Raw genomic sequence first — 25,783 nt, 5'->3', positions numbered from 1 at the left:
CCTCCACGCCCAAATCACTCCGAATACGCACAGTCAAAAGGACGCATGCGCCACTTTGTGAGACCAATCGCAATTATCCATAAAACATCAAACAAACGTATCATTAATACTTTGCAGTACTAAAAAACAATAAGTTTTGGGTTTAAAATGGGCAATGATATCGATTACACCTATTTGAGGGTTCATAATGCATCGCCCACTCCTACTTGCTTTTAGTGCTACATTGCTTAGTGCATGTGTTGCCACCACCGAAGAAGGCAGTTCTAGCTCCACACCTATCTCTAGCTCTAGTGAAGTCAGCAGCGCTCCTGCCAGCTCTAGCTCTGTGATCAATAATAGCTCCAGCAGCCTTCCCGCTAGCTCCAGCAGTGCAGCTAGCTCATCAGAACAAACCCTGAGCTTCCCCGTTGGTGATGCAAGTCGTGGTCGTATTTATTACACCGACAATTATAAAAACGAAAAACTAAACTGTACCGGCTGCCACAGCGACGATGGCAATGGCCCAGTCGCCATCATTACGGCCGGTAAATCCAGCTACAACTACAGCAAAGACGACCTTGGCGATATGCCGCTGGCTGAATACATTTACCGCTACATGCCAGACCCACTTGCCCCGGGCAGCTGCGACGAGCAATGCGCCGCCGACATTGCCGCCTATATTGATACTTGGGCAACGCAAAGCTCTAGCTCAACACCAACACTTACCTATAAAGGTAACATCTGTGACGATCGCGTCACCTATGGCGCCCGCCAGCTCAAGCTACTGACCCGCGATGAATACCAAAACACCATAGAGGATCTTGTCGGCATTGATTTTGAGATCAGCAATAGCCTGCCAGATGACACCTACATTCACGGCTTTAGCAATAACGTGGGCGCAAGCGTCACCGAGGTCCACGTTGATAGCTACCTTATCGCTGCCGAGCAAATTGCAGCCTGGTCAAAAGCCCGCGGATTTAACGGCATCGTTAATTGCGATAACACTACATCCGAGCAATGCGCTGCGGCCTTTACTCAAGGTTTTGCTAAAACAGCCTTCCGCCGCCCGCTAAACCGCGAAGAAATCACCGCAATATCTAGCCTGTTTGGTGAAGGCTTTATTGATGGCGACATTAACAACGGTATCGAAATGGCACTCACCGCCGTGCTTTCATCTCCCGCGTTTTTGTACCGCTCAGAGCAAGGTATAGCCGTATCACAAGGCGAATACGATGGCAGTCAATATGTCTTTACTGGCACCACTACCGAACTTAAAGCAACAGACCTACAGCACAACTTCGGTGAAGCCGGCGACTTAGACGGCGCTTGGAAAGTGCGCTCACGCGATAGGCAAGAAGCCAAGCTTGAAAAGCACCTTTCCTACACGGGTGCCGGCACGCTTATGGAAATCAAAGTTAAAGGCACCACCATTGGCGGCACCGTGCCCAAAATGACCGTTGCAGTAAATAGTTTTTCTCATGAAGTGCTTGTTGATTGGGCCGAATACCGCACAATTAAGGTTTACTTCCCAGGTATTAGCGGCCACCACGGTACGCGCATTGCACTGGATATCCGCAGCCAAAATTATGATGAATCCTACCTTGAAGTTCACACCGTGACTTACGGCGAAGCTAAGCTGCAAGAAAACGCACCAGATTTGGATGCCTACGCACTAACCCCATACGAAATCGCTACCTACCTTGCATACACCTATACCGGCAGCACACCTGACGCAGCGCTAATGGCAGCCGCAGAAAATAGCGAACTCGATACCGAAGCGCAAATTGCCGCACAAGTCGGTCGCCTTCTTGAGTCGCCACGGGCCAAAGCACATCTCGGCAATTTTGCTGCTCAATGGTTAGGCACCGACGGCGCACTAAGAGAAGCCAAAGACCCCGCTAAATACCCAGAGCTCACCGAGGAAATTCGCCAAGCAATGGTTCAGGAGGTTCGCGAGCTTTTCACTCATGTTGTACTTGATGATAACCAAGCGATTGATCAGTTCTTTGCAGCTGATTACACCTTCGCCAACGCAACACTAGCCAGTTATTACGGTTTAACCGGTGCTAACAGCAATGCATTTACCAAGATTGACGGCGGCGCAAACCGCGGTGGCATTCTTACTACCGGCGCTTTCATGACGACCTATGGCAACAACGACGAGACCTCACCTATTCGTCGCGCAGGAGCCGTTCGCGAGCGTCTATTGTGCCAAGATATCCCACCACCACCACCTGGTGTTGTTGTAGATCGCGAGGCGGCAGCCGCTGAACTAGCCAGTTTGTGGGAAGGTGGTCATATCACTAACCGCGAGCGCTACCACGAACTCACCAAAGAGGGTTCCTGCCAAGCCTGCCACAAAGAAATCATCAACCCACTGGGCTTTGGCATGGAAGATTTCGACACCATTGGCCGTCATCAGGATATCGACCGCAACGGTCTGATGGTTGATGCCAGCGGCGAACTGATTGGCTTAAGCTATGCTGGCGATGGCGCAAGCTTATCTTTTTACGGCGCCAAAGAGCTTTCGCATTCACTAGCCAATTTGGATAGCGCGAAGCACTGCTTTGCACAAAACTTATTCCGTTTTGCCATGGGCACAGGGCACGAAGTTATCGATGAAGACAACGAAGATTTAGGCGCCCTCACCGAGCAAGAACATGCTGATTACAGCTGCTCAATTGACGACATTACCGCCGCCATGATTGCAGCGGACAACAACCCTAAAGAAATTCTTAAGCAATTAGGTGCACTAAAGCTTGTGCGCTACCGCAAAGAACTTAACCGATAAGCGAAGGCCTAGACTCATGAAAAAACATCAATTTGCAATCGGTAGCCGTCGCTCTTTCTTTAAAAGCGCGGCTAAAATGGGCTTGTCGTCTGCGGCATTAAACAGCGGGTTACTTGGGGCGAATATGCTCTGGAGTCGCGGCGCACTTGCTCAGGAAGGGCCAGCCCCAAAACGCTTTATCACTATCCACATCACCAATGGCGCCCACCCCAATAACTGGCATGCCAAAGGCGAAGGCAGCGATTTCACCTTGCCACAAGGTAGTGCACCGCTGGGCATTAATGGCATACGTGAGCACTGTGTTTTTATTGACGGACTCGACGGCCAAGGTGGCCACGGGCCACACCACTACTGCATTGCGAACGATAAAAAAACCTCGCTCGATATTTACGCGGCCAATACCATTGGCGCAGAGACACCATTTAAATCATTACACTTAGCAGCCTACCCACAAGGCAGCTTGTCACGCATTAACGGTAATGGTATCCCCTTTGATTTAAACCCCGTCAAAGTTTACGACCGCATGTTCCCGGAAGCCCTAGGCGAAGGCGAGCGCGACTGGACGACCATACGCCGACAAGGCATTTTTGGTGCAAACCTAAAAATGCTGAATGAATTTAAAAAAGATATGAATGCCACGCAGCGAGATCGCCTAGATCTACACGCGGACTCCATTCAAGCGATGAGCGAGCGAATTCAACGCGCAGCTTCAGCCAGCGGGGGTGCAGCCTGCACTCGACCATTTTGGGATGGCGCTATTACCGATACCGAACTACTGGATAACGATGCCTTAACCGGTGCAGCCACAGAATTACGAACGCGCCTAAGCATGGATCTCATAGCGCTTGCTTTTAAGTGTGATTTAACTCGCGTAGCTACTTTCAGCTTTGGCCACTCTCAGGCCGATGTAGTATTGCCAACAGGCTTCACCTGGCATGACGCACAACATGGCTACAACAACCACTTAAAGAACCCGCAAGGTCGCGCTTGGTTTTCTGAGCAAATGGTGTATCTGATGAATTTATTGGCATCCGCACCGGATACCGATGGCCGCACGTTACTCGACAATACTTTAATTTACCTAACCAGCGATATGGGCAACGGCTCGGCCCACGATAACGCGCGCATGCCCGTTGTATTAGCTGGTGGCTTGGTTAAAGGCGGGCAAGCAATCAACATGGGTGGAGCCTTCTGGAATCCACTCTTTGATACCATTGCCGATGCGCTGGGCATTCCATTAGATGCAGCGGATTATCCGCAATACGGTAACGGTGCAGGCCCTATCAGCGGGATTGTCGCTTAGCTTTTTAGCACCAGTACATAACGCAAAAAACCACCGAAAGGTGGTTTTTTTATGCAAGCTCGCTTATTGAGCCCAGCTCTCCCCCCCCCTAGCTAAGCAAGGGTGCGCTGAAAAAATTGCTGCGCTTTTAGGTACATTTCTAAAGCTAACGCAGGGTCATAGCGTTCACCTTCATCGCGCATAAATGCATGCTGAGCATTAACTTCTTGCCAAATGTAATTCAAACCAACCGTTTGAAAGTGCTGATACAACTTTTGCCGCCCCTCTAAAGGTACGTGCGGATCTTGCTTACCAAATACCACATAGACTTCACCAGCAATATCTTGCGTGCGCTCAAAGGAATTATTGCCTTGGGCACTTGGCAAGGTATCGCTGTGAATATCGGTAGGGTACAAACAAAAAGCGGCCTTGATGCTTGGATTTAATGCAGCGCGGAACGCAAGGTGACCACCAATACAAACCCCCATCGCACCAACATTTCCAGTGCAGTAATCTTGAGCTGCCGCAAAGTTAACAATTGCCTGGGTGTCGCTATCATGCCCTTCTAGCGGCTTTGCCCATTTATCGTTATTGCCTTTGTCTTTACCCGCATCATCGTACCCAAGCACTGTACCCATAGGGTTTAGCTCGTGAAAAACTTCAGGTACAACAACAACAAAACCCAAGCCAGCAAGAATATTGGCAGAGCGCGCAATCGGTGCAGTAATTTGGAAAATTTCAGAATAAAAAATAATACATGGAAATTTCCCCTCAATAGCAGGGCGAAAAACCTGAGCCTGCATAAGACCAGTAGGGGTAGGCAGTTGAACAAATTCATTTTGAGTAATCATTAAGTCGTCTCTACAAATCAAGCGTGGTTTAAGTGTCCAGCAAATAACTCTCGGCTTTTCAGCGGTTTACTACCCAGTAATGGCAATAGCAATATGCGCATCATTCGCTTCATCGCGCTACGGTGTCGGTTATCCGTAAAATTTCGCTCGGCCATTGCAGCAATAACCGCTCCATCAAAAACAGGCCACGCGGGATTACCCGCCTCACTAAAACCCGAGTGAATATCTAAATAATAACTTTTATTTTTTTCAAGCGGCTCGCCAGTATTAGCATCCGCACTAAAATCTACTAAATACCCCAATTCCTCAAGGACGAGCAACTCAAGTTCGCGCAATAAAGGCTCCACTTGAATAAGCACATTACCGCTAGGCTCAGCCCGTGAAATTGCGTTTAGGTGACCGAGTGTTTTTTTGTAGGTATCGTACACAGCAGGGCAGGACTCACCTTTCGGCATCAAACGCTGTAGTAATTCATTAATATAAAAACCGCAATATAACGCATGGCCAAACATTGCCGGGGGGCCATGCTGTGCCAGCTCGTAATCCGTTAAAGTTTTTAGCGGCTTGCCCCCCACCCAAGAAACCAGCGCTGGGCAAAATACCGAAAAAGCAGACTTTTTTTTACTGGGGGCTCGCGCAATGGCACCCACCACACCAAAGTCGCGCGTTAAGAAATCAACCAGTAAACGACTATCACTGATTTTTCGCGAGTGCAGTAAAAAAGCAGGCTGCAGCTCAATGCGCACTATTACTGATCCAGCCCTAGGCTGCGCAAAGCGCGTGCACTGTCAGACCAACCCGACATAACTTTCACCCACAACTTTAGCATCACCTTAACATCAAGCATTGCTTCTAAGTCTTTACGTGCATCTATGCCAATTTTCTTAATTCTATCGCCTTTATCACCAATAATTATACGCTTTTGCCCCTCTCGCTCAGTAAGAATGGCGGCACTAATATGAACGATATCGCCCTCATCCGCATAATCTTCGATCTCTACCGCCACCTGATAAGGTAACTCGGCACCAAGCTGGCGAATAATCTTTTCCCGCACAATTTCCGCTGCCATAAACCGCATACTTTTATCGGTAACTTGGTCTTCAGGAAATATATGCTCACAAGCAGGCAAGCGTTTGACAATTTCTTGCTCTAACACATCAAGGTTCTGCTCTTTCAGAGCAGAAACCGGAATAATTTCAGCCGCGTCAATTTTTTCAGCAATGGCTGCAAACGTTGGCATTAATGCAGATTTATCATCGACCTTATCAACTTTATTCACCGCAACAATTACGGGGCAGCTGGAGGCGGCTAGGCGCTCAAGAACAATAGTATCTTCGTCAGTCCAAATGTCGCGCTCAACAACAAAGATCACCAGATCCACATCCATTGCCGCCGAAGAGGCAACGCGGTTCATGTAGCGGTTGATGGCTTTATCTTGGCTATGATGCTGACCCGGCGTATCAACAAAAATCATCTGCACATCATCTTCCGTGCGAATACCCAAGACATTGGTTCGAGTTGTTTGAGGCTTGCGTGATGTGATACTAATTTTTTGCTTCACCAAGTGATTAAGCAGCGTTGACTTACCAACATTCGGCCTTCCGACAATGGCAATAAAACCACATTGCGTATCGGGTAACGAACTGACACTATCCAATTTTAAGTACCTCTAACATTGCTTGCGCTGCCATTTTTTCTGCTGCTTTGCGATTACTCGCCGTGCCGTGCGTCACTTCTTTACTCACAGAAACAGAACAACTTACGGTATATGCTTGGTCGTGAAGTTCACCTTCCACTTTGATCACCTCGTAAGCCGGCAGGTTTTTTTTTCTACCTTGTAGCCACTCTTGCAAAATAGATTTAGCATCTTTGGTTGAATTAAGCTCTAAGCTTAACGACGCTAAACGTTTCTCGAACCAAGTAAGAATCAACCCCTTGACCACATCCATTGAGGCATCAAAATAAACAGCACCAATAATCGCCTCAACGGCATCTGCAAGAATGGACGCGCGCCGAAACCCGCCGCTTTTCAATTCCCCTTCGCCAAGGTTAAGGCTATTACCGATATCAAATTCCAACGCGATCTCAGCAAGGGTTTCCCCTTTGACCATCAGGGCACGCAAACGGCTCAGCTGCCCTTCCCGCGCCTGCGGAAAACGCTCAAATAAAGCTTCAGCAATGGTGAAATTTAAGATGGAGTCGCCCAGGAACTCTAGGCGCTCATTATGATTTGCAGAGAAACTACGGTGTGTCAGGGCGGTATGTAGTAACTGGGCATCAACAAACTGATAGCCCAGTCTTTTTTGCAGTCGTTCTAAATTAATTTTTTTCACTCGGGGTACAACATTCATCCGGTTTTGAAGAATCTAAATGGTTTTTAAAAGATAAAACGATATCTGCATTAGCTAGAAAATTGGTACGAATTTCGTAATCAACTTTGATAATCGTACGTTCTTTTAAACGCTCGACCTCTAAAGCACTTGTAATTACACCATTGCGCACGCCGTTAAGGCTGTAATATTTGCTCAACTCTGAACTAACTTCACTTTTGCGAATATCTTTAAGATCATCAGGGTGACGTTCTGCCAGCGCCTCTAGGCCTTCAACCACAAGGTAATTATCGTAATAAGCTGGCGCCACAACATAGGCGACTTTAAATAACAGTGTAGCCAGTAACAGCGCAAAAATAATACCTGCAGCAGAGTAGCCCGACTGTTTAAAGGGTGATTGGTGTAATCGATTTGATTTGTTATTCATCACTGACCTACTCATTCAAAATACAATCATTATTATTGTGTGCCGCAGTGCATTCATTTAAAAGCACAATTACTGAATTGCACCACTACGGCTGAAGCTAGGCAAACTGGCAAGTTCAGGCCAATGCATCCAAACAGCAAAGGCTTTACCGACTAAGTTTTTCTCCGGTACAGCCCCCCAAACACGGCTATCTCGACTATTATCTCGGTTATCCCCCATCATAAAATAATGACCTTCAGGAACAACCCAACTACCGTTAATGCTCAAGCTTGATGGTTGAGTGCATTTTTGCACATTGTGCACTTTTTCACCAAGCGTTTCCTTAACCACTTTGAGAACATCACCACGATAACTGCACAATTTTTCCTCTTTAGAGCCTGGTATATCGGCGAACTCTTCAGCCGTTAGCTCGTCGTACTGCTGCTTTTCACCATTGATGAAGAGTTCGTGATTCACATAGCGAATTTTATCGCCGGGTAATCCCACTAAGCGCTTAATGAAATAGCGATCCTCATTCGGCGGGAAAAAGACCACAACATCACCGCGCTTAGGCTCTGTTACATTAAAAAGCTTTGTCCTAAAAACAGGCATACGTACACCATAGGAAAACTTATTCACCGCAATATAATCGCCGACTTGCAATGTAGGGATCATCGAGCCAGAGGGAATTTGAAACGGTTCTACCAAGAAGGAGCGCAAAAAGAAAACCAAAAATAAAACAGGAAAAAAAGACTTTGAGTACTCTACAAGCGCAGGCTCCCGAGCTTCCTTTTCACGTTTACGCGCAAAGACAAAGATATCCAACAACCAGATCACACCCGTTACAGTAACGGCGACCATTAAAATGAGGGGTAAATCTATATCCATAATACGACCCTTTTAGCTATCGACTTTAAGCACAGCCAAGAACGCATCCTGAGGGATTTCCACACGCCCTACTTGCTTCATACGCTTTTTACCGGCTTTTTGTTTTTCTAATAGTTTTTTCTTACGCGTAATATCACCGCCATAACACTTAGCCGTAACGTTTTTGCGCAATGCCTTAACGGTTGTTCGCGCGACCACCTGGCCACCAATAGCGGCTTGTATCGCCACATCGAACATTTGGCGTGGAATCAGCTCTTTCATTTTGTCTGCCAACGCTCGGCCTTTTTGATGCGCTTTATCACGGTGCACAATTAATGCGAGGGCATCTACTTTTTCGCTATTAATTAACACGTCCAGTCTCACCAAGCTGGCGACCTGAAAGCGCTGAAAGCTATAATCCAACGAAGCATATCCTCGGCTGACAGACTTTAAGCGATCAAAGAAATCCAAAACTACTTCATTCATGGGCAGCTCGTAGACCACTTGAACCTGAGCCCCTAAATACTGAATATCTTTCTGCATACCGCGCTTTTCTATACACAGCGTTATAACAGCACCTAAATAGGTTTGTGGGACAAGGATGTTAGCCTGCACAATAGGCTCGCGCATCTCATTAATCGTACCCAAATCAGGCAGCTTTGATGGGTTGTCAACGTAAATCACATCACCGTTATTACACTCCACCTCAAACACAACCGTCGGTGCCGTTGTAATCAGATCGAGATCGTACTCCCGCTCTAGACGCTCTTGGATAATCTCCATATGGAGCATACCCAAAAAGCCACATCGAAAACCAAAACCCAAGGCATCTGAGCTTTCTGGCTCATAAAATAATGAGGCATCATTTAGCGTTAGCTTAGAAAGAGCATCACGGAAATTCTCATAATCGTCCGAGCTTACTGGGAATAAGCCCGCATAAACCTGCGGCTTAACCTTTTGAAATCCAGGCAACGCACTAACATCTGGGGATGATGCATGGGTGATGGTATCCCCAACTGGCGCGCCATGAATATCTTTAATGCCTGCAACAATAAAACCTACCTCGCCTGCATGCAGCACACCGGTTTCGTGTCGCTTCGGCGTAAAAACACCAACGCTATCAACCACTTGTGACTTACCGATGGTCTTGGAAACGATTTTATCTTTAACTTTAATGGTGCCCTGCTTAACCCGCACAAGCGAAACAACACCCAAGTAACTATCAAACCACGAGTCAATAATAAGCGCCTGCAACGGTGCATCGACATCACCTTGCGGTGGTGGCACAGAAGTGACCAAGACCTCTAATACATCTTCAATCCCCAAACCACTCTTGGCCGAACAGCGCACGGCATCAGTAGCATCAATTCCAATGATGCTTTCGATTTCGTCTGCTACGGCTTCTGGATTGGCCTGCGGAAGGTCCATTTTGTTTAACACGGGGATCACTTCGAGGTTTTGCTCGATTGCGGTATAGCAGTTTGCAACTGACTGCGCCTCTACACCTTGCGCGGCATCCACGACCAACAGCGCACCTTCACACGCAGCCAAAGAGCGCGAAACTTCATAAGAGAAATCAACGTGACCGGGAGTATCAATAAAGTTAAGTTGGTAGATATTGCCGTTTCGGGCTTTGTAGTGCAGCGTGACGCTTTGAGCCTTAATAGTAATGCCGCGTTCGCGCTCTATATCCATAGAGTCTAAAACCTGAACGTTCATCTCACGCTCAGTTAAGCCGCCACAATGCTGGATAAAACGGTCGGCAATGGTTGATTTACCGTGATCAATATGGGCAATGATCGAGAAATTACGAATATGACTTAAGTCGGTCACTGAGATTAAAACCTGCTTCGAAAAAACGGTGAACACCACCGAAATGGTGGTGAAAATTGCGCGCAGTCTATCTCATTTAAGAGGCTCATGCCATGAATACCATTAGCCTGAGTTGGGATTTAGGTAAGGTGCACAACAGCTTCATCAAGCGATAAGCTCGAACGCAAAACTAGCGGTTGCAGACGCTCGTCGTTTCGCCAGCGGTACAATATGCGATTAGCCACCCAGCCGCCAAAGAACAAGCCAACCAGCGCAGCTGTGGCAACAACCCCATCACCGGCGTTAGCACTAACAATAGGTGCCAATAACACACCGCTAATCAAGCCAAGCAACGGAATTAAATACATCACCAAAGCCACCTTAACAAACGCATTGCGATCAACCGCGAGATCGACATCTTGCCCCTCGCGAAAGGTCTGCGACGCTAATTCTGGTGATAGCAGCGCTCTAACTGCCACTTGGTTTGCCCCTAGCTTTGCAAGCATAGAGGTGCCGCAGCCCGATTTAGCTTTACAGCTACCACAAGCGCTAGCTTTGTCTGCGGCCACCCACAACGATAAACCGTCCGCATCCGCAGTAAGCACACGGGCACGTTCTGTAATCCAACGCTCACTCACTTAAGGGCCCGCCTGATAAGCAACAGAAGAAGCCACTTTGCGCGCAATCGCCGGCGGGACTTCTCCAACCACAGAGACTTTAAAAGAATGCTGGTTCAAAGCAACCATCGTCATAGCCGCTACTGTCGCGCCACGCTGAACAACCCCCACAGCACCGGACACGCGCTCAATAGGAGAAACAAATATTGATATTGACGCCAAGCCATCTGTAAAACTCATTACCGTTTGGTCATCATTAACATCTACCCGTGCTGCCACAAAACCCGCAGGAAGCCACTGCGGACGCCAACCTTGCCAGGATTCTGGTGCAGAGCACGCCGCTTTCGTAAAAGCGAGCCGCTGTGAGGCGTCCCCTACAGGCGTTGTTTTTTCGATAGGACCGAGCGTCAACTCAACAAACTGAAAGCGCTCGAGCACCTGCCCGCGCTCGCCCGTTAACGTTAGCATTAAAGGCAGGTGTGACTCTCGATCAATACCTAAGGTAAAACCGTAACGGTGAGTATCTTTAGGCGTAATTTTTACAATATCAACGATTCGATCGGCAACTCTGTTTTCACCAACGTTTTGGAAATCGTAATGCAATCCTAAGCGCTCAAAGGGCGTATTACCCTCTTCGGCAAACAAACGCATGGCGGCATTGCCGCAGTAATTGCTAGGCAAACTGCGAGAAAAATCGCGAGGGCGGCCACTAAGGTGACGGATGCGCTCTTGGGTACCTTGCTCTTGCACTAAACGCTCAAAAGCCAAAGTTTCCAAAGGTCCACCAAATTCATAGGTAAGCGTACCCTGATAACTTTGCTCATCAAGAGCGTGCGCCATAGCCAATAATTGTTGCTCGGCGCTGGTATGAGAGGGACTTTGCGCGCCTTCTGCAGCGTATGCTAGCCCTCCTGAGCCGCATAACACTAAAGATAATAGCGAAGCCGCAATATGTCGGCCCGCGCGCGCTGTTACATTTATCATCAATACTTACTCGGCGGGCGCCATTTTTGCCGCCCGCGCCATTGGCATCAAGCCAAATTTACCATTTTCCGCGCTTAGCTCCGCATGCTCTAAAAATAACTGCTGCAATTCGGCATCGACTTCTGCATTACTCAAAAACTGTTGTTTAGTAGGAACAGCCGCCTGAATCTTACGCTGCGGCTCAGCTAAGGTGCCCAAACTCACATTGCGAGCAACAGGCGATGGCAAATCAAAACCGACTGGGGCAGAAACCACAGGGTCTTGCGCAGCCACCAAGGAGGTGTCATCGGCACCCCCTAATAAGGAGCCGTTTTGCGAAAATTGAACACCCGCAACCACCGCAAATGCAACCGAAGCCGCAATAGCCGATTTAGCCATCCAATCTCGCCACTGACTTTTCACCGGCTTGGCCGGCTCGCCCTTAGCAACAGCTGACCCAGTGTTTTCATGATCAGCCTCAGCGTGAATAGCAGCGCTAATACGCCCGCTTAGATCACTAAGCGATGGGGAGCTAAGCTCTTTACGCATAAGCGCACCGGTTAAATGGTAACGTTGCCACTTCTCGCTCAGCTCTGGATCACTGACCATGCCCAGTAAGCGGCGACCTTCAAACTCGCTTGCCTCGCCATCGACTAGCGCGGATAAGCTTTCGAGCGTTTGCTCTGAAGGTGATGTTGTATGTGTTGATGTCATAGTTGCCGAGACTCACTCTATAAACCGTTAAACAAAAGATACCGTTACAAAAACGCAAAAGCATTTGCCAAAACGGCATACCTCGCGCTTTCAAACACCCTGCCACACGCATGCACAAGGCTTAACTCTAAAGAACAAAAAACAATCAATCTGTTAAGGCTTGAGACTCTCGTATTAAGTAAAGTTCAGCCCAAAATCACACTAAATTAATAGCAAAACACAACACTGTTAACAGCTAGCGAATTAGCGGGCCAATGTGCTTGTCAATCGCTTCACGTGCCCTAAAAATGCGAGAGCGTACGGTACCTATTGGGCACGACATCGCCTCGGCTATTTCTTCATAGCTCATGCCATCCATTTCACGAAGAGTAATGGCCATGCGTAAATCGTCGGGTAGCCGTTCAAGCGCCTCGTAAATAGCTGCTTCGAGCTGATCGGTTGCCATGCGGCTTTCCGGAGTTTCGTTATCGCGCAGTGCCTCGGCACCGGCGTAAAAGTCAGCCTCTTCAGCATCTACATCCGAAGCTGGCGGGCGCCGGCTACGAGAGACCAAATGGTTTTTACTGGTATTCACCGCAATGCGATACAACCAAGTATAAAACTGGCTATCGCCTCTAAAGTTGGCTAGCGCGCGATAAGCTTTAATAAAAGTTTCTTGCGCAACGTCATGGACCTCTGCAGAGTCTTTGATAAAACGGCTAATAATTGCTTGGACTTTATACTGATATTTTAGTACCAGTAAATCAAAGGCATGCTTATCACCCTGCTGAACGCGCGCCACAAGTAGATCATCCGCCGACGGCTGATCATTGGTGGCTGGCACGGAAGGCTCGGTCATAGCCGACTCCCTATTAATACTCATTTTATTAGTCTAACCACCGCAATTGAGCTGCCCTGCTAATCAAGGCATATTATTATCGCTCTACAATTGCCCCAAACTTGGGTGCGGCACCGAATTGCCCTGCCCTACACATCACCTATGTGTTATCTATGGCAAAACAAGCCAGTTCCAACGCATTGCAGAATTGTTTGTATCCACTAAAGACTTTGGGAGTGTTGCAAAGTTCAGCCTCTGGCATTAATAATGGCCAGTCCTGATGAGCCAGCTCATTAAACAATCGTTGAATAGTTAAGGCAAACCCTTTCGTGACCAAGCCCATAAGCGCATCTAAACCCTCATTAAATAATACTGATAAAGCGTTACACCATTGCGATGTCCTCGTGATTGGCAGCGGCGCAGCAGGGCTAAGCCTTGCGCTACATTTAGCTAAGTACGCAAAGGTTACGGTTCTAAGCAAAGGGGCACTAACAGAAGGCTCTACTTGGTATGCGCAAGGCGGCATTGCCGCTGTGCTAGACGACCACGACTCTACCGAGTCGCACGTCAAAGATACGCTGGCTGCCGGCGCCGGTCTATGCCACCAAGATGCAGTCGAATTTACCGTCGCCCGCAGTAAAAACGCCATCAAATGGCTAGTCGATCTTGGCGTAGATTTTACCCGCTCGGCGGAAGGCGATTTTCACCTTACCCGCGAAGGAGGCCACAGCCACCGACGTATTATCCATAGCGCCGACGCTACGGGCAAAGCCGTACACTCCGGCCTGATCAATAACGCACTAACCCACGCCAATATCCAACTGCAAGAAAACCGCGTTGCCCTAGATCTAATTAAACAACCCGACCCAATCACTAAAAAACTACGCTGCGTAGGTGCTTATGTACTCAACCGCAGCGAAGACACCATGGAATGCTACACCGCTAAAGCTGTAGTGCTAGCCTGCGGTGGCGCCAGTAAGGTGTACCTGTATAGCTCTAACCCAGACAGCGCAAGTGGCGATGGCATCGCCATGGCATGGCGGGCGGGATGCCGCATTGGCAATATGGAATTTAACCAATTCCACCCAACATGCTTATACCACCCCAAAGCTAAATCGTTTTTAATGACGGAAGCCTTACGCGGTGAAGGCGCCGTACTCAAACGCCCAAATGGCGAGCGCTTTATGCCCGACTTTCACCCGCAAGCCGAGCTTGCGCCACGCGATGTTGTCGCCAGAGCTATCGACCACGAAATGAAGCGTCTTGGCGCGCCCTGCATGTATTTAGACATCAGCCATCGTGACCCAGCTTTTTTAGAAAGCCACTTCCCCACGGTGATGGAGCAGTGCAGAAAATTCGGCATTGATATAACAAAAGAGGCCATTCCGGTTGTGCCCGCAGCCCACTATACCTGCGGCGGCATTGTGGTAAACACCCGCGGCCAAACGGACCTTAGCCACCTTTATGCCATTGGAGAAACCTCTTTTACCGGCCTTCATGGTGCCAACCGAATGGCCAGCAATTCGCTATTAGAATGCATTGTCTACGCACAGTCGGCCGCAGAAGACATTATTGCCAAGCTTGCCAGCACACCGGAACCCGCCCCCTGCAAACCCTGGGACGAGTCACAAGTAACCAATTCCGATGAGGACGTGGTGATCTACCACAACTGGGATGAAATTCGCCGCTTTATGTGGGATTACGTCGGTATCGTTCGCACCCACAAACGCTTGGAGCGCGCATTGCGACGCATTCAATTGCTGCAATCAGAAATCCACGAGTACTACGCCAACTATAAAATTAGCAGCGACTTAATCGAACTGCGCAACCTAGCAATGGTAGCCGAGCTAATTATTCGCTCCGCCATGCTACGCAAAGAAAGCCGCGGCCTGCACTACTCGCTGGATCACCCAGAACAAAGCGATATCGCCAAAGATACCCTTTTAGTACCAGCAAACTTTGCCGACCAAACCATCTTTATTTGATAAAACAGCATTTAATAAAGCCGCGCCAAGCTTAGGCGCGGTTGCGCAAAATAATGGGTGTGCGACGAGGTAACTGTCGTTTTAACGCCATTACCTAACTCTGGTCACACTTAGTACGTCGCTTAAGCGTGAATCGTGCCTTACAATTAGGGCAGGCGCTCGCACGCTTGAGACTCATAAAAATAAGGCAACCCGACGTGAAATTAGCTTTACCCTTATTACTCAGTTTTATTAGCTCTTCGGCAATCGCCGGCAGTTTTGGCACCTACGACCCACGCAGCCAAGCTATGGCAGGAACAGCCGTTGCCATCGGCAGTGTCGGCATGGCGGCCGGCCATAACCCTGCATTGTTGGGCTTATTCGACCAAGATGAAGACAAAAGCCGCAATGGCCATTACTACCTTCCCTATGCCGTAGCAAACGTTTCGCAAGTTGCGATCGACAGCCTCCAACTCATAGAAGACGAACTCGATATCGCTTTTGACTCAGCCTTAGACAATTACAACAACAACCCTCAGCAGGACAATGCCGCTGCTGCCAGCATTGCCGCTCAGAATTTAGAAAACGGCCTAACGAGCATCGCAAACAAAGATTTTAGCTTCAGCGCGTTTATCCCCCTGATTGCAGTTTCTGAGCCCTCAAAAAAAGGCGGTGGCGGCTTTTATCTGGGCTCACGTATAGAAGGCGGAGGCCGCAGTTATGTACCAGATGAAGACATTGAGCTATTCGATGACTACGTCGAAGCACTCGACAATGTCGCCAACGGTGGTTACTGGCGTGACGTTCACCCTGAACTATTCAATGCCGATGAAGATTATGTCGACTTCGCACCACCGCCACTGAACGACCCTTACGATCAAATCGAGTCCAGCGCCGACTTACGCGGGTTAATCATTAACGAAGCTGCCGTGGCCGGAGCACTAGGATACGACTTTGATCGCATGCGCGTCGCTGTTGGGGTAACCCCTAAAGCCATGCAAGTGCGTGTATTTGATGAGTCGCGAGAGGTTTCTAAAGACAGCCTAGAAGTCGAAAACAGCTCTAAGCCCCACCTCATGTTTAACGCCGATATTGGCGTTGCCATCGAATTTGATTCCGGCGTGCGCCTCGCTTACGTCGGTAAAGACTTATTTTCACGCTCATTTACCAGCAGTACCGGCGCTATTATCGAACTCAATACCAAACATCGCATGGGCTTAGCCTACCTAACCCCAAAGTGGGAAATAGGCATGGACTACGACATGCAGGTCAATGTACCTACAGCTAACGAACAAGCCGGCCAGTTTTTATCTTTAGGCGGTGAATACCGGATCTTTCAACGCTACGCCTTACGTGCAGGTTATCGTTACGATACAGATAACCAACTGCCTGCAGCGACCAGCATTGGCGTTGGTGCCCACTGGGGCCCGGTATACCTTAATGCTAGCTACCTGCGCAGTGCCGAGGAGCAAGGAGGCGGCCTACAATTGGGTTTTGCCTTCTAAACACCCCCAAAGCCAGCCCAAGCTTGCGTTTGGGCTGCTAAAATAGCGCCCCGCATTTAACTTGAGACACCAAATGACCCCTGTTACTACCGCCCCCCTTTGGCGGCGCTTTGCCGCACTTGGTTACGACAGCCTAATACTACTCGCTATTAGCATGGCCTATGGCGGCCTAGTAACAGGTTTAGGAGCCTTTGCCGGAAATGCCAGCGCTGCCGGCCCCGACTACCAACCCATGTTTAAGACCGGCGGCGCTGGTGAGCTTGTTTTATTGGGCTGGATTATAAGCCTTGCCAGCTTTTACATCGGCTTTTGGTACCGCTCTGGGCAAACCGTAGGTATGCGCGCATGGCGCTTAAGCCTAGTAGATATAAACAACCCCAACCAACACCCAACATTTGTGCGCTGCTGCCAGCGAGCAGCGTGGGGAATACTCAGCTTTGCTTTAGCCGGCATCGGTTACTGGTACCGCTTTTTTAACAATGACGGGCAGTGCCTGCACGACAAATTGACGCGCACTGCTGTAGTCGTCTTGCCCAAGCCAAGCAAGCCCTCAAAAACCTGAGCATGTGCAGCTATGCTCGACTGCACTTTTGCATAGCGCGCCGGCATTTCTCTCTACAGAGCCTTGCAAGCTATTGCCGCTAGGGCTAAATTCTGAGCAGCGATTAGTGTTGCAACCACTTGGCCACTTCAACCTTAGGCGCGATACCACTCCCCCCTTGCTCTGCCAAATACTGACAGGCGGTGCTAGTAACAAGGTCACCTGCGAGATATTTCTGCTCGGCTGACCAACGGCCAGCCCTGAAGCCCATTTACCTTTGCAAAAACCTCATCAGCGCTTAGTTTTAAAGGTAAGCCAATTTACTTGGGCTGTGCTTTTTATCCTAATCCCCTGCACGAGTAGTGCTCGAGTCCAAAGACCCAGCAAGCACAACAACTGTCGCGAGCACACAGTTAAAGTTCACAACAAAATAAAGGCAAGCAATAGCGACAATGAAACACCTCCAAACCGAAGAGCAAGCGCAACCCGATGCTAATTCAAAGCGAAAAGCTGAACGCTTGCACACCACTCCAAAAGGAAGTTTCAGCTCATGGCAAGGTGTGTCCCCGACGATGGCCACACAGTCCGGCGCAACGCTTATAGGGCTTATGATCGGCATGTTAATTTCAATTATTAGTGTCTTGGCAATACTCACGCTCTATAAAAATCTAGTTCACGTATCCATTGATGCGGCAGAGGACGCATCCCACGACGGGCAAGTAGCGACGGCATTGATCACGGCTCAGCTCGAATTGCAAAGCGCGGGGTACGGAATAGAGAACGCCGATGGTTTGCATTTGAACGCCAGCGACGACGGCTCCGAAATACGCTGGCGCTATTATGAAGATAGTCAGTATCAATGCCGCGCTATTCGCGAAACCGTCATTGATGATCGCTCTCGGTCACTCACGCTTTTTGAGGGTGATAAATTCTGTGATGCGACAACGGAGTTAAGTGCCGTTGAATGGAAACCGCTAAGCACACTCACAAAGATTGTTCGCCAGCAGGCCATAACCGAACAGCTATTCACTTTTAGTGTAGGCATAGGCGAATGCTCACCTTTCGGCGTTGGAGCTACTTCTAAACACTTGATCGCCACAATGGCTGCCGTCGGCAGTGCCGACCTGCATAACAGCACCACAGATATTACCGCAACAAATTACAGCCTGTGCGTTGTGAGCACTCACCCCAGTTGATATAAACCAACACCAAAGACGCAGACCATGATGAATATTTCTCAACCACTGCAGCACAAACAAAACGGCATGGCGACGATTCTCATTATTCTCGTCGTGGGTATTTCTCTGATGGCTTTGTCGATGAGCATCGTACACAACGTTAAGAGCACTCAACAAAAACACATCGCGGCAAATGCTACCGCGCATGTCCAGCCACTGGCATGGACTGGCGTCGAGGTTTTTCGCTCTTACCTTGAAAACCTCTCTGAAGACGAGGTGAAAGCACTCGCCCCTAGCGCTAATAAAATCCCTATTAGTGTTTCAACCATTAAGGATGCCAACGCCGTAATAAAGGCGGATATTCTAGAGGCTTCGACTGTTGTCCCGGACGGCCTATTTGAGTACTACCGAATACCGGTCAGAATTACGGCCTTTGATCACGTTGCCGACGCCAGCTCTACCGTAGAAGTTGTTTATTATATCGCTCCACCCGGAGGGAAAAACTGCCTAGATTGCACCACCCTTGAGGCAACACTGGACTTTCGTGATGACCTCGAACTAGAGGGTAATCTTGGTGTTAAAGCACCGTCGGGGAAAACCGCTACTTTTAACGTAGACGGTAGCATTAGTGCTACTAACATTAGCCTAAACCATATTAATTATCTGAACTCGACCGGGAATATTACCCTTAGTTCCGGAACGTTTATCGACGAGCTTTTTTCCAATGGCGATATAAACTTAAGTGGTTCGGCCAGCACCTTAAAAGCCTCTGCATTAGGCAACGTAAACTTAACCAGTCAAGCCGCGGCAGATATTATAGAAACAAATAGCAACGTCCTTTTGCAACTGAGTGGACAAGCTAGAACGTCTATCGATGCACTGGGTATTATTCTTAACGACAGCACCGCCACTCAAGGTGCAGCGACAGCAGGCAAAGATATTTTAATCCCTGCAACTGGCGGCTCTATGACGCAAGCCTCTGCGGTCGGAAACGTAGACATCGCTGGCGGATCGATGACGATACCCGCCATTAAGGCGCAAGGTAATGTCGCTTGTCCAGGAAGTTACTGGAAGAACTTTGACAGCATACGGGCCCAAGGAATCGCCATTAACTGCCCCATCGATAACCCCAATGCAAACAATCCTATAGATTACGACATTGTCGATAACACCCCGGTAACGATCAAATTAATGACGCCGCTCACGCCCTTTTCCATGCCTAGCCCGACTGTCAATGTTTGGCCGTTAAAAGATTATGCTAATTACGTTTTCACCCCAGAAGGCAATAATATGCGCGTGCTAGTTCGAAATATTAATGGCCTAGAAAATGGCAATTATTACTTGGCCGACTATCCGCAAAATGGTCGCCATTTTAAAAACTACCTATGCAAAGAAATCAACAATGCGGGCACCTGCGTTACTCCGGCAACCCCTCAAGAAACAAGAACATTGTGTTATGGTTTTTCAGTAAGTGATGCATGCCTAAGCTATGACTCCACTGAAGACCGCTGGACATTTAACGGTAAAAGTTTCGCCCCCGGTATTATCTGGCTCGACGGAAACTTAACTTTAGATAACGGATTTTATTACAATACATTTCTAGCGACCGGCAATATCGACACTGCAGGTGGGATGAAAACCTCTGCATCTAATTTCGCCAGTTTTGCCAGCACTTGTGAATTAGACTACCCAGAGAATAAAAATACCACCGGCGATTTCGACGAACTATACCCGGTTAATCTTTGCAATATTAGCGGCTCAGCAATGCATTACAATCCCATCGGGAACATTGCCCTAGCCTCCGGCGGTACGCCTCCCGGAGAATCAACCTATGCCGGCGGAATTATTAACCTAGGGTCGAGCAATGAAATTAACGGTACCCTATTAGCGGGAGAAAACCTCATTACCCACGGCAGCACAACCGTTAGGGGGTACATCACTGCCGCATCAGAAAGTGGCAAAAAGCCGGGATTAGACAACAACACATTGGGCGGGTCAACAACCATCGACCTAGAAAACCTTCCAGAGGGGTACGACCCCAGTACAGTACCACCAATGGAACCCGTAGATCCCGATGACGATTCACAAGGCAAGGGGTTTTCCAAAATCATTTGGGCACGTTACTTATAAAAAATCGCCCTTAACGTAAATCGTTGAAGGGCGTATCGAAAAGAGTGCACCTGCCGGCAAGTATTGCTATTCTCCAAGCTTTCTCTGCCGATAAATTTTTCTGTGCAAAAAAATTCCTCATTATTAACCTATCGCCAACTGATACAAAAAGCTTGGCCCATAATGCTCGCCAATACCGCCCTCCCGCTATTGGGGCTTATTGATACCGCCATCATTGGTCACTGGGGTGGCACCACAGATTTAGCGGCTTTAGCCATTGGCAGCTTGGCATTAAATGTTATTTTTTGGAATTTTGGTTTTTTACGGATGAGCACTACAGGCTTTATTGCGCAAGCCGAAGGTCGCCAAGATGATATAGCCAAAGCGCAAACGCTGATCCGAGCTACCGTAATCGCACTAAGTTTTGCCGCGCTATTATTACTGTGTAAAACGCTTATTACGCAAACGGCACTCAGCATTTTAGCCCCACCATTTGACACCCACAATGCGGCATTTAACTACATTAATATTCGCCTTTGGGCGGCACCGGCGAGCCTAATCAATTACGTTGTGGCGGGCTATTTAATTGGCTTAGCGCGCAACCGCATACTTTTGATATTGCAGGTTTTCTTAAATAGCACCAATGCCCTACTCGATATACTACTAGTACGTTTTTTTGACATGGGAATTGAAGGTATCGCTATAGGAACTGTTATCGCAGAATATAGCACTGCTATTTTAAGTTTATGCTGGCTCGCCAAAGGCCAAGCAATTATATTCCAAGCAAAGACCACCAAAAACTTATGGTATAAAACCGCTATATTTTCACTGCTAAAAAGTAACCGCGACATTTGGTTGCGTACATTATTTTTATTAGCAGGCTTTATTGGGTTCACCCATTTCAGTGGTCATTATGGTTCTTCGCAACTCGCAGCTAACCATATACTGCTACAAATTATTTCATTCTCGGCCTTCTTTTTAGACGGTTTCGCGAACGTTACCGAAGCGTATGTAGGAAAAGCCATTGGCCAAAAAAACAAAAAAGTGTTTAGCCATATTGTTCAACGAACTAGTGTTTTAGCGTGCATAACAGCCATCGCCCTAGGTACGTTATTAATCATGTTTGGCCAAAGCCTTATTGCCGCACTAACAGATTTACCCCACATCCAAACAGTAGCGCTTGCATACCTGCCTTTTGCTGCAGTTTATATCGCGGTGTCTTGCGGAGCATTTCAATTGGATGGCATTTTTATCGGCGCTGGCGCAAGTGCAGCGCTCAGAAATGCCTCTATATTATCTACCAGCATAACTTTTTGTTTATGGCTTGGGTTACTGCCAGGAATAGGCATGAAAGGCCTTTGGCTGATATTTGTGGTATTTGTTGTTTTGCGCAGCCTATTTTTAGGCACTTATTTACCACAGCTGATTAAACAGCACTTTCCTGTAAATGCTCGCTAATTAACAAACCCAGCGTAACAATACGCGCATTGGATAACTGACGATAATCAAGGTAGGGGCACACGATAAGCTTGTGCTGGGTATTTACAGCGAAATGAGCATCTAGCCACGTTAAGGGCGGCAGGGCTATAGCCGCCGCGTAGGTTTTACCTGTAACTATTTTAATATGTGAGGCTTGAATATCTGGAGGGCTGAACAGTAAGGCTTCGCGCGAATGCGCCTTTAGCAGATGGTTATCGCGATAATCTTGCCAACAGCTAGCAGTATTCACAGTAAGCTCTGGCCATTTTAACTGCCACAGAATTTTCGCAAAAACATTAAACGCTTTGCGCCAATGGTTACTATTGTTGGCCACAATATTTTGTAACTCGCCGGCTACCAAGGGTTGCAAAGTATTTAAAGAAGGATAAGGAGCATTTAATGGCCTGTTAGCAATATAAATTGCCAAGCGAGCCTTTGATGCCCCTAAACCAACAACCGTCGATTTTTTCATCAAGCGTATTAATCGATTATTCGATATTCCGCAGAACGCGCGTGCGCCTCCAATGACTCCGCGCGAGCAAGGTGGCTAGCCACCTTACCTAGTTGGCTAGCACCATTTTTAGAGCAATAAATAATCGAACTACGCTTTTGGAAGTCGTACACACCCAACGGCGATGAAAAACGCGCGGTGCCGGATGTTGGCAATACGTGGTTGGGGCCAGCACAATAATCGCCCAGCGCTTCGGATGTACTCACGCCCATAAATATAGCGCCAGCATGGCGAATATCATCAACTAGCGCTTCTGGGTCGGCAACGGCCAGCTCCAAATGCTCTGGCGCAATGCGATTACTCACTTCAACCGCTTCACTTAAACTACCAACCGCAATTAAAGCGCCCCGTTTTTGCAGCGAAATAGTCGCTATTTCGTTGCGCGCTAAAGTGGGCAATAATTTTTCGATGCTCGCTTGCACCGCATCCAAATGCGCTTGATCAGGCGAAATCAAAATAGCCTGCGCATCTTCATCGTGCTCGGCTTGGCTGAACAAATCCATTGCCAACCAATCGGGATCGGCGGTGCCATCAGAAATAATGAGAATTTCGCTTGGCCCAGCAATCATGTCAATATCCACAGTACCAAATACCGCACGCTTGGCTTCCGCAACATAAACATTGCCAGGGCCAACGATTTTATCAACCTTGGGAATAGTTTGCGTACCGTACGCCAATGCTGCGACCGCCTGTGCACCACCTATGGTATACATGCTGTCTACCCCTGCAATCGCTGCGGCGGCCAGAACCAATTCGTTAACCTGCCCTGCAGGAGTCGGTGTAACCAAGGCAACATCGGGCACGCCAGCGACTTTAGCCGTTACTGCAGCCATCAAGACAGAAGACGGGTAAGCCGCTTTGCCACCGGGGGCATAAACACCAACACGATCCATTGGGGTAACTTTCTGCCCGAGTTGATTACCCATTTCATCGGTATAGCGCCAGCTTTCTTGCAATTGATGTTTGTGGTAACTCGCAATGCGATCGGCCGCGGCCTGTAAGGCGGTGCGGTCTTGTTCGCTGATATTGGCTAACGCCTGCTGCAGGCGCTCTTGGCCGTAGACTAGCTGGCTCATGCTGCCGGCAGCTAGTTTATCGAACTTATGGGTATATTCTAAAACGGCCTCATCGCCACGCTTGCGCACGTCGGCTAACACGCCTTTCACAACAGATTCTACCTGTTCATGCGTGCCCTCCTCCCACGCCAACAACGCGCTTAATTGCGCATCAAATGTGGCATCGGATGATGTAAGGCGTTTGATAATCCCGCTAGACATAGTGACCTCTAGTAAACCAATAAAATAAGTATGAAATTGTAACAGCTCTCACGGCGCCACGAACAAAACCGCGCATTACTTTGGCTCGGCATCACTCGTTGCGCTGGGCAAAGCAAATTCGCTGCGCACAGCCTTAGCTGCCACCGTGCCAGAACCTAACATGATGCCAACCCAGCGCGTTTCATCAAAGCTTTCCAGTGCGATTTTTACTGTCATGGTCAAAGGAATAGAAAGCAACATGCCGATAGAGCCTAATACCCAGCCCCAAAAAACTAACGACAAAAATACCACCAAGGCCGATAAGTCTAAGCCTTTCCCCATAATCCGTGGCTCCAATACATTGCCAATCACAACATTAACCACCAAAAAACCCATGCCCGCTAAAACGGCATCACCCACACCCAGCTGCACCAACGCCAATAATACAGCCGGCACTGCAGCTAAAATAGAGCCTAACGTGGGAATAAAATTTAACAAAAAAGCCAGCAAGCCCCAAAGCACAAAGTAGTCAACACCGAGCGCCCACAACCAAATCATAATAAACAGGCCAGTAACTAAACTTAAACCCGACTTAATCGCCATATAGCGATTTACAACAATTTTAAAGCGATTAAGGGCTTCGAGCGTTTTTTGATAATTAGCGCTAGCCAATTTGATTTTATCGCTAAAGCCAACCTCTTCTGCCAAGATAAAAACCACGGTTAACAATATTAAAAAGGCATTGGTCATCATATTGCCAAGGTTGGCTAGTGCGCTGCCCGCAAAGCCTAAAACGGCCGATGGGTTAAAGCTATCTTTTAGCTGCGAGACTTCAATATTCAGCCCCAAACTTTGCAGCTTTATAAATAGCCCAGCGGTTAATTCTGTTAACCGCAACTGGTACTCGGGTAAATCTTGGCGGAAGTTTCCAATGGCTGAACCGACAACCGTGCCCACACCTAAACTCGCCACCACAACCACGCCAATAATCATAAAAATGGCGATGCCATTGGGCACACCGCGATCTTTTAGCCACACCAAAGCTGGCGAGCACAAAACAGAAATAAATAGCGATAATAAAAATGGAACAAGCAACGATTCAGCCGTGCGCATACCCGCCACAACAATAACGAAACACGCCGCACCAAATAAAAAACGTACCACTGGCGATGAAGACATCACATTAATCCTTGTAGCGTAAGTTAATCAATAAATAGGGCCGGCGCTATTGCCATTGCGGCTGACGCGCTTGGTACCTATTAGTTAAATACTGGCGAATCGCCGCGCAATCTTTATCGTGATCGCCAGTTAGCGTCCACACTTTTTCGAGAACAACGCGCTTGGTCGGGTAATCCCAGGCTACCAGTATCACCGGCACATTGGCCGATTCTGCAACGCGCAAAAAGCCGGTTTTGTACTTTTCAACTTTAGTCCGCGTACCCTCAGGGGTAATAAGTAACCAAGCCTTTTCTTGCGAGTTAAACCACTGCGTTAATGAACCCACCATACCACCAGATTGCCTACGCTCTACCGGCACACCACCCAACCACTTAAACAATCCGGCAAAGGGCCAAAAAAAGGCTTCTTTTTTCATTAAGTACGACGCCCTAAGCCCCAAACTTAATACCACTAACATGGCGAGAATAAAATCCCAATTAGAAGTATGCGGGGCAGCAGCGACAATCAATTTAGGGGTATTGGGAAGCTCACCGTCGGCACGCCACCCAAGCAGCGCTAATAAACGGCGTCCTATCCACCGCGTAATGGCATTTCCTTTGCGCGGTGCTTGCGGTGGTAATTGTGTGCTCACA

23 protein-coding genes are annotated in these 25,783 nt (G+C 48.3%); 8 read left to right on the top strand and 15 right to left on the bottom strand.

Annotation, left to right across the window (positions count from 1 at the left end; all coding sequences use genetic code 11):
- Positions 1-187: 187 nt before the first annotated feature.
- Together MARGE09_RS04760 and MARGE09_RS04755 are read left to right on the top strand one after the other, a co-directional pair.
- On the top strand, positions 188-2,770 hold the full coding sequence (locus tag MARGE09_RS04760) for a DUF1592 domain-containing protein (RefSeq protein ID WP_236986210.1): 2,583 nt from the start codon (positions 188-190) through the stop codon (positions 2,768-2,770).
- Between the two features lie 16 nt (positions 2,771-2,786).
- On the top strand, positions 2,787-4,073 hold the full coding sequence (locus MARGE09_RS04755) for a DUF1552 domain-containing protein (protein ID WP_236986209.1): 1,287 nt from the start codon (positions 2,787-2,789) through the stop codon (positions 4,071-4,073).
- 92 nt (positions 4,074-4,165) lie between these two features.
- Here MARGE09_RS04755 and MARGE09_RS04750 read toward each other — a convergent pair whose 3' ends face one another.
- From MARGE09_RS04750 to rpoE, 11 genes are all read right to left on the bottom strand, one after another.
- Positions 4,166-4,903 (bottom strand): dienelactone hydrolase family protein, encoded by a 738-nt coding sequence (locus MARGE09_RS04750; protein ID WP_236986208.1) that lies wholly within the window; start codon positions 4,901-4,903, stop codon positions 4,166-4,168.
- Positions 4,904-4,920: 17 nt separating this feature from the next.
- On the bottom strand, positions 4,921-5,649 hold the full coding sequence (gene recO / locus MARGE09_RS04745; protein ID WP_236986207.1) for a DNA repair protein RecO: 729 nt from the start codon (positions 5,647-5,649) through the stop codon (positions 4,921-4,923).
- A gap of 2 nt (positions 5,650-5,651) precedes the next feature.
- Positions 5,652-6,560: a GTPase Era gene (gene era / locus MARGE09_RS04740; RefSeq protein WP_236986206.1), complete on the bottom strand. Its 909-nt coding sequence runs from the start codon at positions 6,558-6,560 to the stop codon at positions 5,652-5,654.
- Positions 6,553-7,236, bottom strand: coding sequence for a ribonuclease III (gene rnc, locus MARGE09_RS04735; protein WP_255711854.1), 684 nt, complete (start codon positions 7,234-7,236; stop codon positions 6,553-6,555). Before rnc ends, era begins: the two co-directional genes overlap by 8 nt.
- Positions 7,223-7,660, bottom strand: coding sequence for a DUF4845 domain-containing protein (locus MARGE09_RS04730; protein WP_236986204.1), 438 nt, complete (start codon positions 7,658-7,660; stop codon positions 7,223-7,225). The genes rnc and MARGE09_RS04730 overlap by 14 nt, the downstream gene beginning before the upstream one ends.
- 69 nt (positions 7,661-7,729) lie before the next feature.
- Complete coding sequence (gene lepB, locus MARGE09_RS04725) at positions 7,730-8,527, bottom strand: signal peptidase I (RefSeq protein WP_236986203.1); 798 nt, start codon at positions 8,525-8,527, stop codon at positions 7,730-7,732.
- A gap of 12 nt (positions 8,528-8,539) precedes the next feature.
- A complete protein-coding gene (lepA, locus tag MARGE09_RS04720; RefSeq protein ID WP_236986202.1) occupies positions 8,540-10,339 on the bottom strand; it encodes a translation elongation factor 4 in 1,800 nt (599 codons plus the stop codon).
- A gap of 119 nt (positions 10,340-10,458) precedes the next feature.
- Complete coding sequence (locus tag MARGE09_RS04715; protein WP_236986201.1) at positions 10,459-10,956, bottom strand: SoxR reducing system RseC family protein; 498 nt, start codon at positions 10,954-10,956, stop codon at positions 10,459-10,461.
- Positions 10,957-11,919, bottom strand: a complete 963-nt coding sequence (locus tag MARGE09_RS04710) for a MucB/RseB C-terminal domain-containing protein (protein WP_236986200.1) — start codon at positions 11,917-11,919, stop codon at positions 10,957-10,959.
- Between the two features lie 6 nt (positions 11,920-11,925).
- Complete coding sequence (locus MARGE09_RS04705) at positions 11,926-12,612, bottom strand: sigma-E factor negative regulatory protein (RefSeq protein ID WP_236986199.1); 687 nt, start codon at positions 12,610-12,612, stop codon at positions 11,926-11,928.
- Positions 12,613-12,847: 235 nt separating this feature from the next.
- Complete coding sequence (gene rpoE / locus MARGE09_RS04700) at positions 12,848-13,450, bottom strand: RNA polymerase sigma factor RpoE (protein WP_236986198.1); 603 nt, start codon at positions 13,448-13,450, stop codon at positions 12,848-12,850.
- Between the two features lie 320 nt (positions 13,451-13,770).
- Here rpoE and nadB point away from each other — a divergent pair, with 320 nt between their 5' ends.
- From nadB to MARGE09_RS04670, 6 genes are all read left to right on the top strand, one after another.
- Complete coding sequence (gene nadB / locus MARGE09_RS04695) at positions 13,771-15,414, top strand: L-aspartate oxidase (protein WP_236987449.1); 1,644 nt, start codon at positions 13,771-13,773, stop codon at positions 15,412-15,414.
- Between the two features lie 197 nt (positions 15,415-15,611).
- Positions 15,612-16,898: a conjugal transfer protein TraF gene (traF, locus tag MARGE09_RS04690; protein WP_236986197.1), complete on the top strand. Its 1,287-nt coding sequence runs from the start codon at positions 15,612-15,614 to the stop codon at positions 16,896-16,898.
- A gap of 73 nt (positions 16,899-16,971) precedes the next feature.
- Positions 16,972-17,460 carry an RDD family protein gene (locus MARGE09_RS04685; RefSeq protein WP_236986196.1) on the top strand — a complete coding sequence of 163 codons (489 nt, stop codon included), beginning with the start codon at positions 16,972-16,974 and terminating at the stop codon, positions 17,458-17,460.
- 431 nt (positions 17,461-17,891) lie between these two features.
- Positions 17,892-18,635, top strand: a complete 744-nt coding sequence (locus tag MARGE09_RS04680) for a PilW family protein (RefSeq protein WP_236986195.1) — start codon at positions 17,892-17,894, stop codon at positions 18,633-18,635.
- Positions 18,636-18,662: 27 nt separating this feature from the next.
- Complete coding sequence (locus MARGE09_RS04675) at positions 18,663-20,747, top strand: DUF4097 family beta strand repeat-containing protein (RefSeq protein ID WP_236986194.1); 2,085 nt, start codon at positions 18,663-18,665, stop codon at positions 20,745-20,747.
- 102 nt (positions 20,748-20,849) lie between these two features.
- Complete coding sequence (locus MARGE09_RS04670) at positions 20,850-22,184, top strand: MATE family efflux transporter (protein WP_236986193.1); 1,335 nt, start codon at positions 20,850-20,852, stop codon at positions 22,182-22,184.
- On the opposite strand, the gene MARGE09_RS04665 is transcribed toward MARGE09_RS04670, so the two are convergent.
- From MARGE09_RS04665 to MARGE09_RS04650, 4 genes are all read right to left on the bottom strand, one after another.
- Positions 22,153-22,677, bottom strand: a complete 525-nt coding sequence (locus tag MARGE09_RS04665; RefSeq protein ID WP_236986192.1) for a DUF6942 family protein — start codon at positions 22,675-22,677, stop codon at positions 22,153-22,155. The two genes, MARGE09_RS04670 and MARGE09_RS04665, sit on opposite strands and share 32 nt — an antisense overlap.
- An 8-nt stretch (positions 22,678-22,685) precedes the next feature.
- On the bottom strand, positions 22,686-23,993 hold the full coding sequence (gene hisD, locus MARGE09_RS04660) for a histidinol dehydrogenase (protein ID WP_236986191.1): 1,308 nt from the start codon (positions 23,991-23,993) through the stop codon (positions 22,686-22,688).
- A 75-nt stretch (positions 23,994-24,068) separates the two neighbouring features.
- Positions 24,069-25,151 (bottom strand): AI-2E family transporter, encoded by a 1,083-nt coding sequence (locus tag MARGE09_RS04655; protein WP_236986190.1) that lies wholly within the window; start codon positions 25,149-25,151, stop codon positions 24,069-24,071.
- A 46-nt stretch (positions 25,152-25,197) separates the two neighbouring features.
- Positions 25,198-25,782, bottom strand: coding sequence for a lysophospholipid acyltransferase family protein (locus MARGE09_RS04650; protein ID WP_236986189.1), 585 nt, complete (start codon positions 25,780-25,782; stop codon positions 25,198-25,200).
- Position 25,783: the final 1 nt, after the last annotated feature.

The organism is Marinagarivorans cellulosilyticus, from assembly GCF_021655555.1.
GTDB classification, from domain to species: Bacteria; Pseudomonadota; Gammaproteobacteria; order Pseudomonadales; family Cellvibrionaceae; genus Marinagarivorans; species Marinagarivorans cellulosilyticus.
The sequence above is the reverse complement of the archived record's forward strand: the minus strand, read 5'-3'. Positions and strand labels throughout refer to the sequence as shown.

Excerpts from the sequence above, each read along its gene's own strand:
- MARGE09_RS04680 (WP_236986195.1), top strand. The coding sequence starts at position 17,892 with ATGAAACACCTCCAAACCGAAGAGCAAGCGCAACCCGATGCTAATTCA.
- MARGE09_RS04675 (WP_236986194.1), top strand. The coding sequence starts at position 18,663 with ATGATGAATATTTCTCAACCACTGCAGCACAAACAAAACGGCATGGCG.
- MARGE09_RS04685 (WP_236986196.1), top strand. The coding sequence starts at position 16,972 with ATGACCCCTGTTACTACCGCCCCCCTTTGGCGGCGCTTTGCCGCACTT.
- MARGE09_RS04760 (WP_236986210.1), top strand. The coding sequence starts at position 188 with ATGCATCGCCCACTCCTACTTGCTTTTAGTGCTACATTGCTTAGTGCA.
- lepB (WP_236986203.1), bottom strand. The coding sequence starts at position 8,527 with ATGGATATAGATTTACCCCTCATTTTAATGGTCGCCGTTACTGTAACG.
- MARGE09_RS04710 (WP_236986200.1), bottom strand. The coding sequence starts at position 11,919 with ATGATAAATGTAACAGCGCGCGCGGGCCGACATATTGCGGCTTCGCTA.
- MARGE09_RS04705 (WP_236986199.1), bottom strand. The coding sequence starts at position 12,612 with ATGACATCAACACATACAACATCACCTTCAGAGCAAACGCTCGAAAGC.
- MARGE09_RS04655 (WP_236986190.1), bottom strand. The coding sequence starts at position 25,151 with ATGTCTTCATCGCCAGTGGTACGTTTTTTATTTGGTGCGGCGTGTTTC.
- MARGE09_RS04750 (WP_236986208.1), bottom strand. The coding sequence starts at position 4,903 with ATGATTACTCAAAATGAATTTGTTCAACTGCCTACCCCTACTGGTCTT.
- MARGE09_RS04665 (WP_236986192.1), bottom strand. The coding sequence starts at position 22,677 with ATGAAAAAATCGACGGTTGTTGGTTTAGGGGCATCAAAGGCTCGCTTG.
- MARGE09_RS04755 (WP_236986209.1), top strand. The coding sequence starts at position 2,787 with ATGAAAAAACATCAATTTGCAATCGGTAGCCGTCGCTCTTTCTTTAAA.
- rpoE (WP_236986198.1), bottom strand. The coding sequence starts at position 13,450 with ATGACCGAGCCTTCCGTGCCAGCCACCAATGATCAGCCGTCGGCGGAT.
- MARGE09_RS04730 (WP_236986204.1), bottom strand. The coding sequence starts at position 7,660 with ATGAATAACAAATCAAATCGATTACACCAATCACCCTTTAAACAGTCG.
- hisD (WP_236986191.1), bottom strand. The coding sequence starts at position 23,993 with ATGTCTAGCGGGATTATCAAACGCCTTACATCATCCGATGCCACATTT.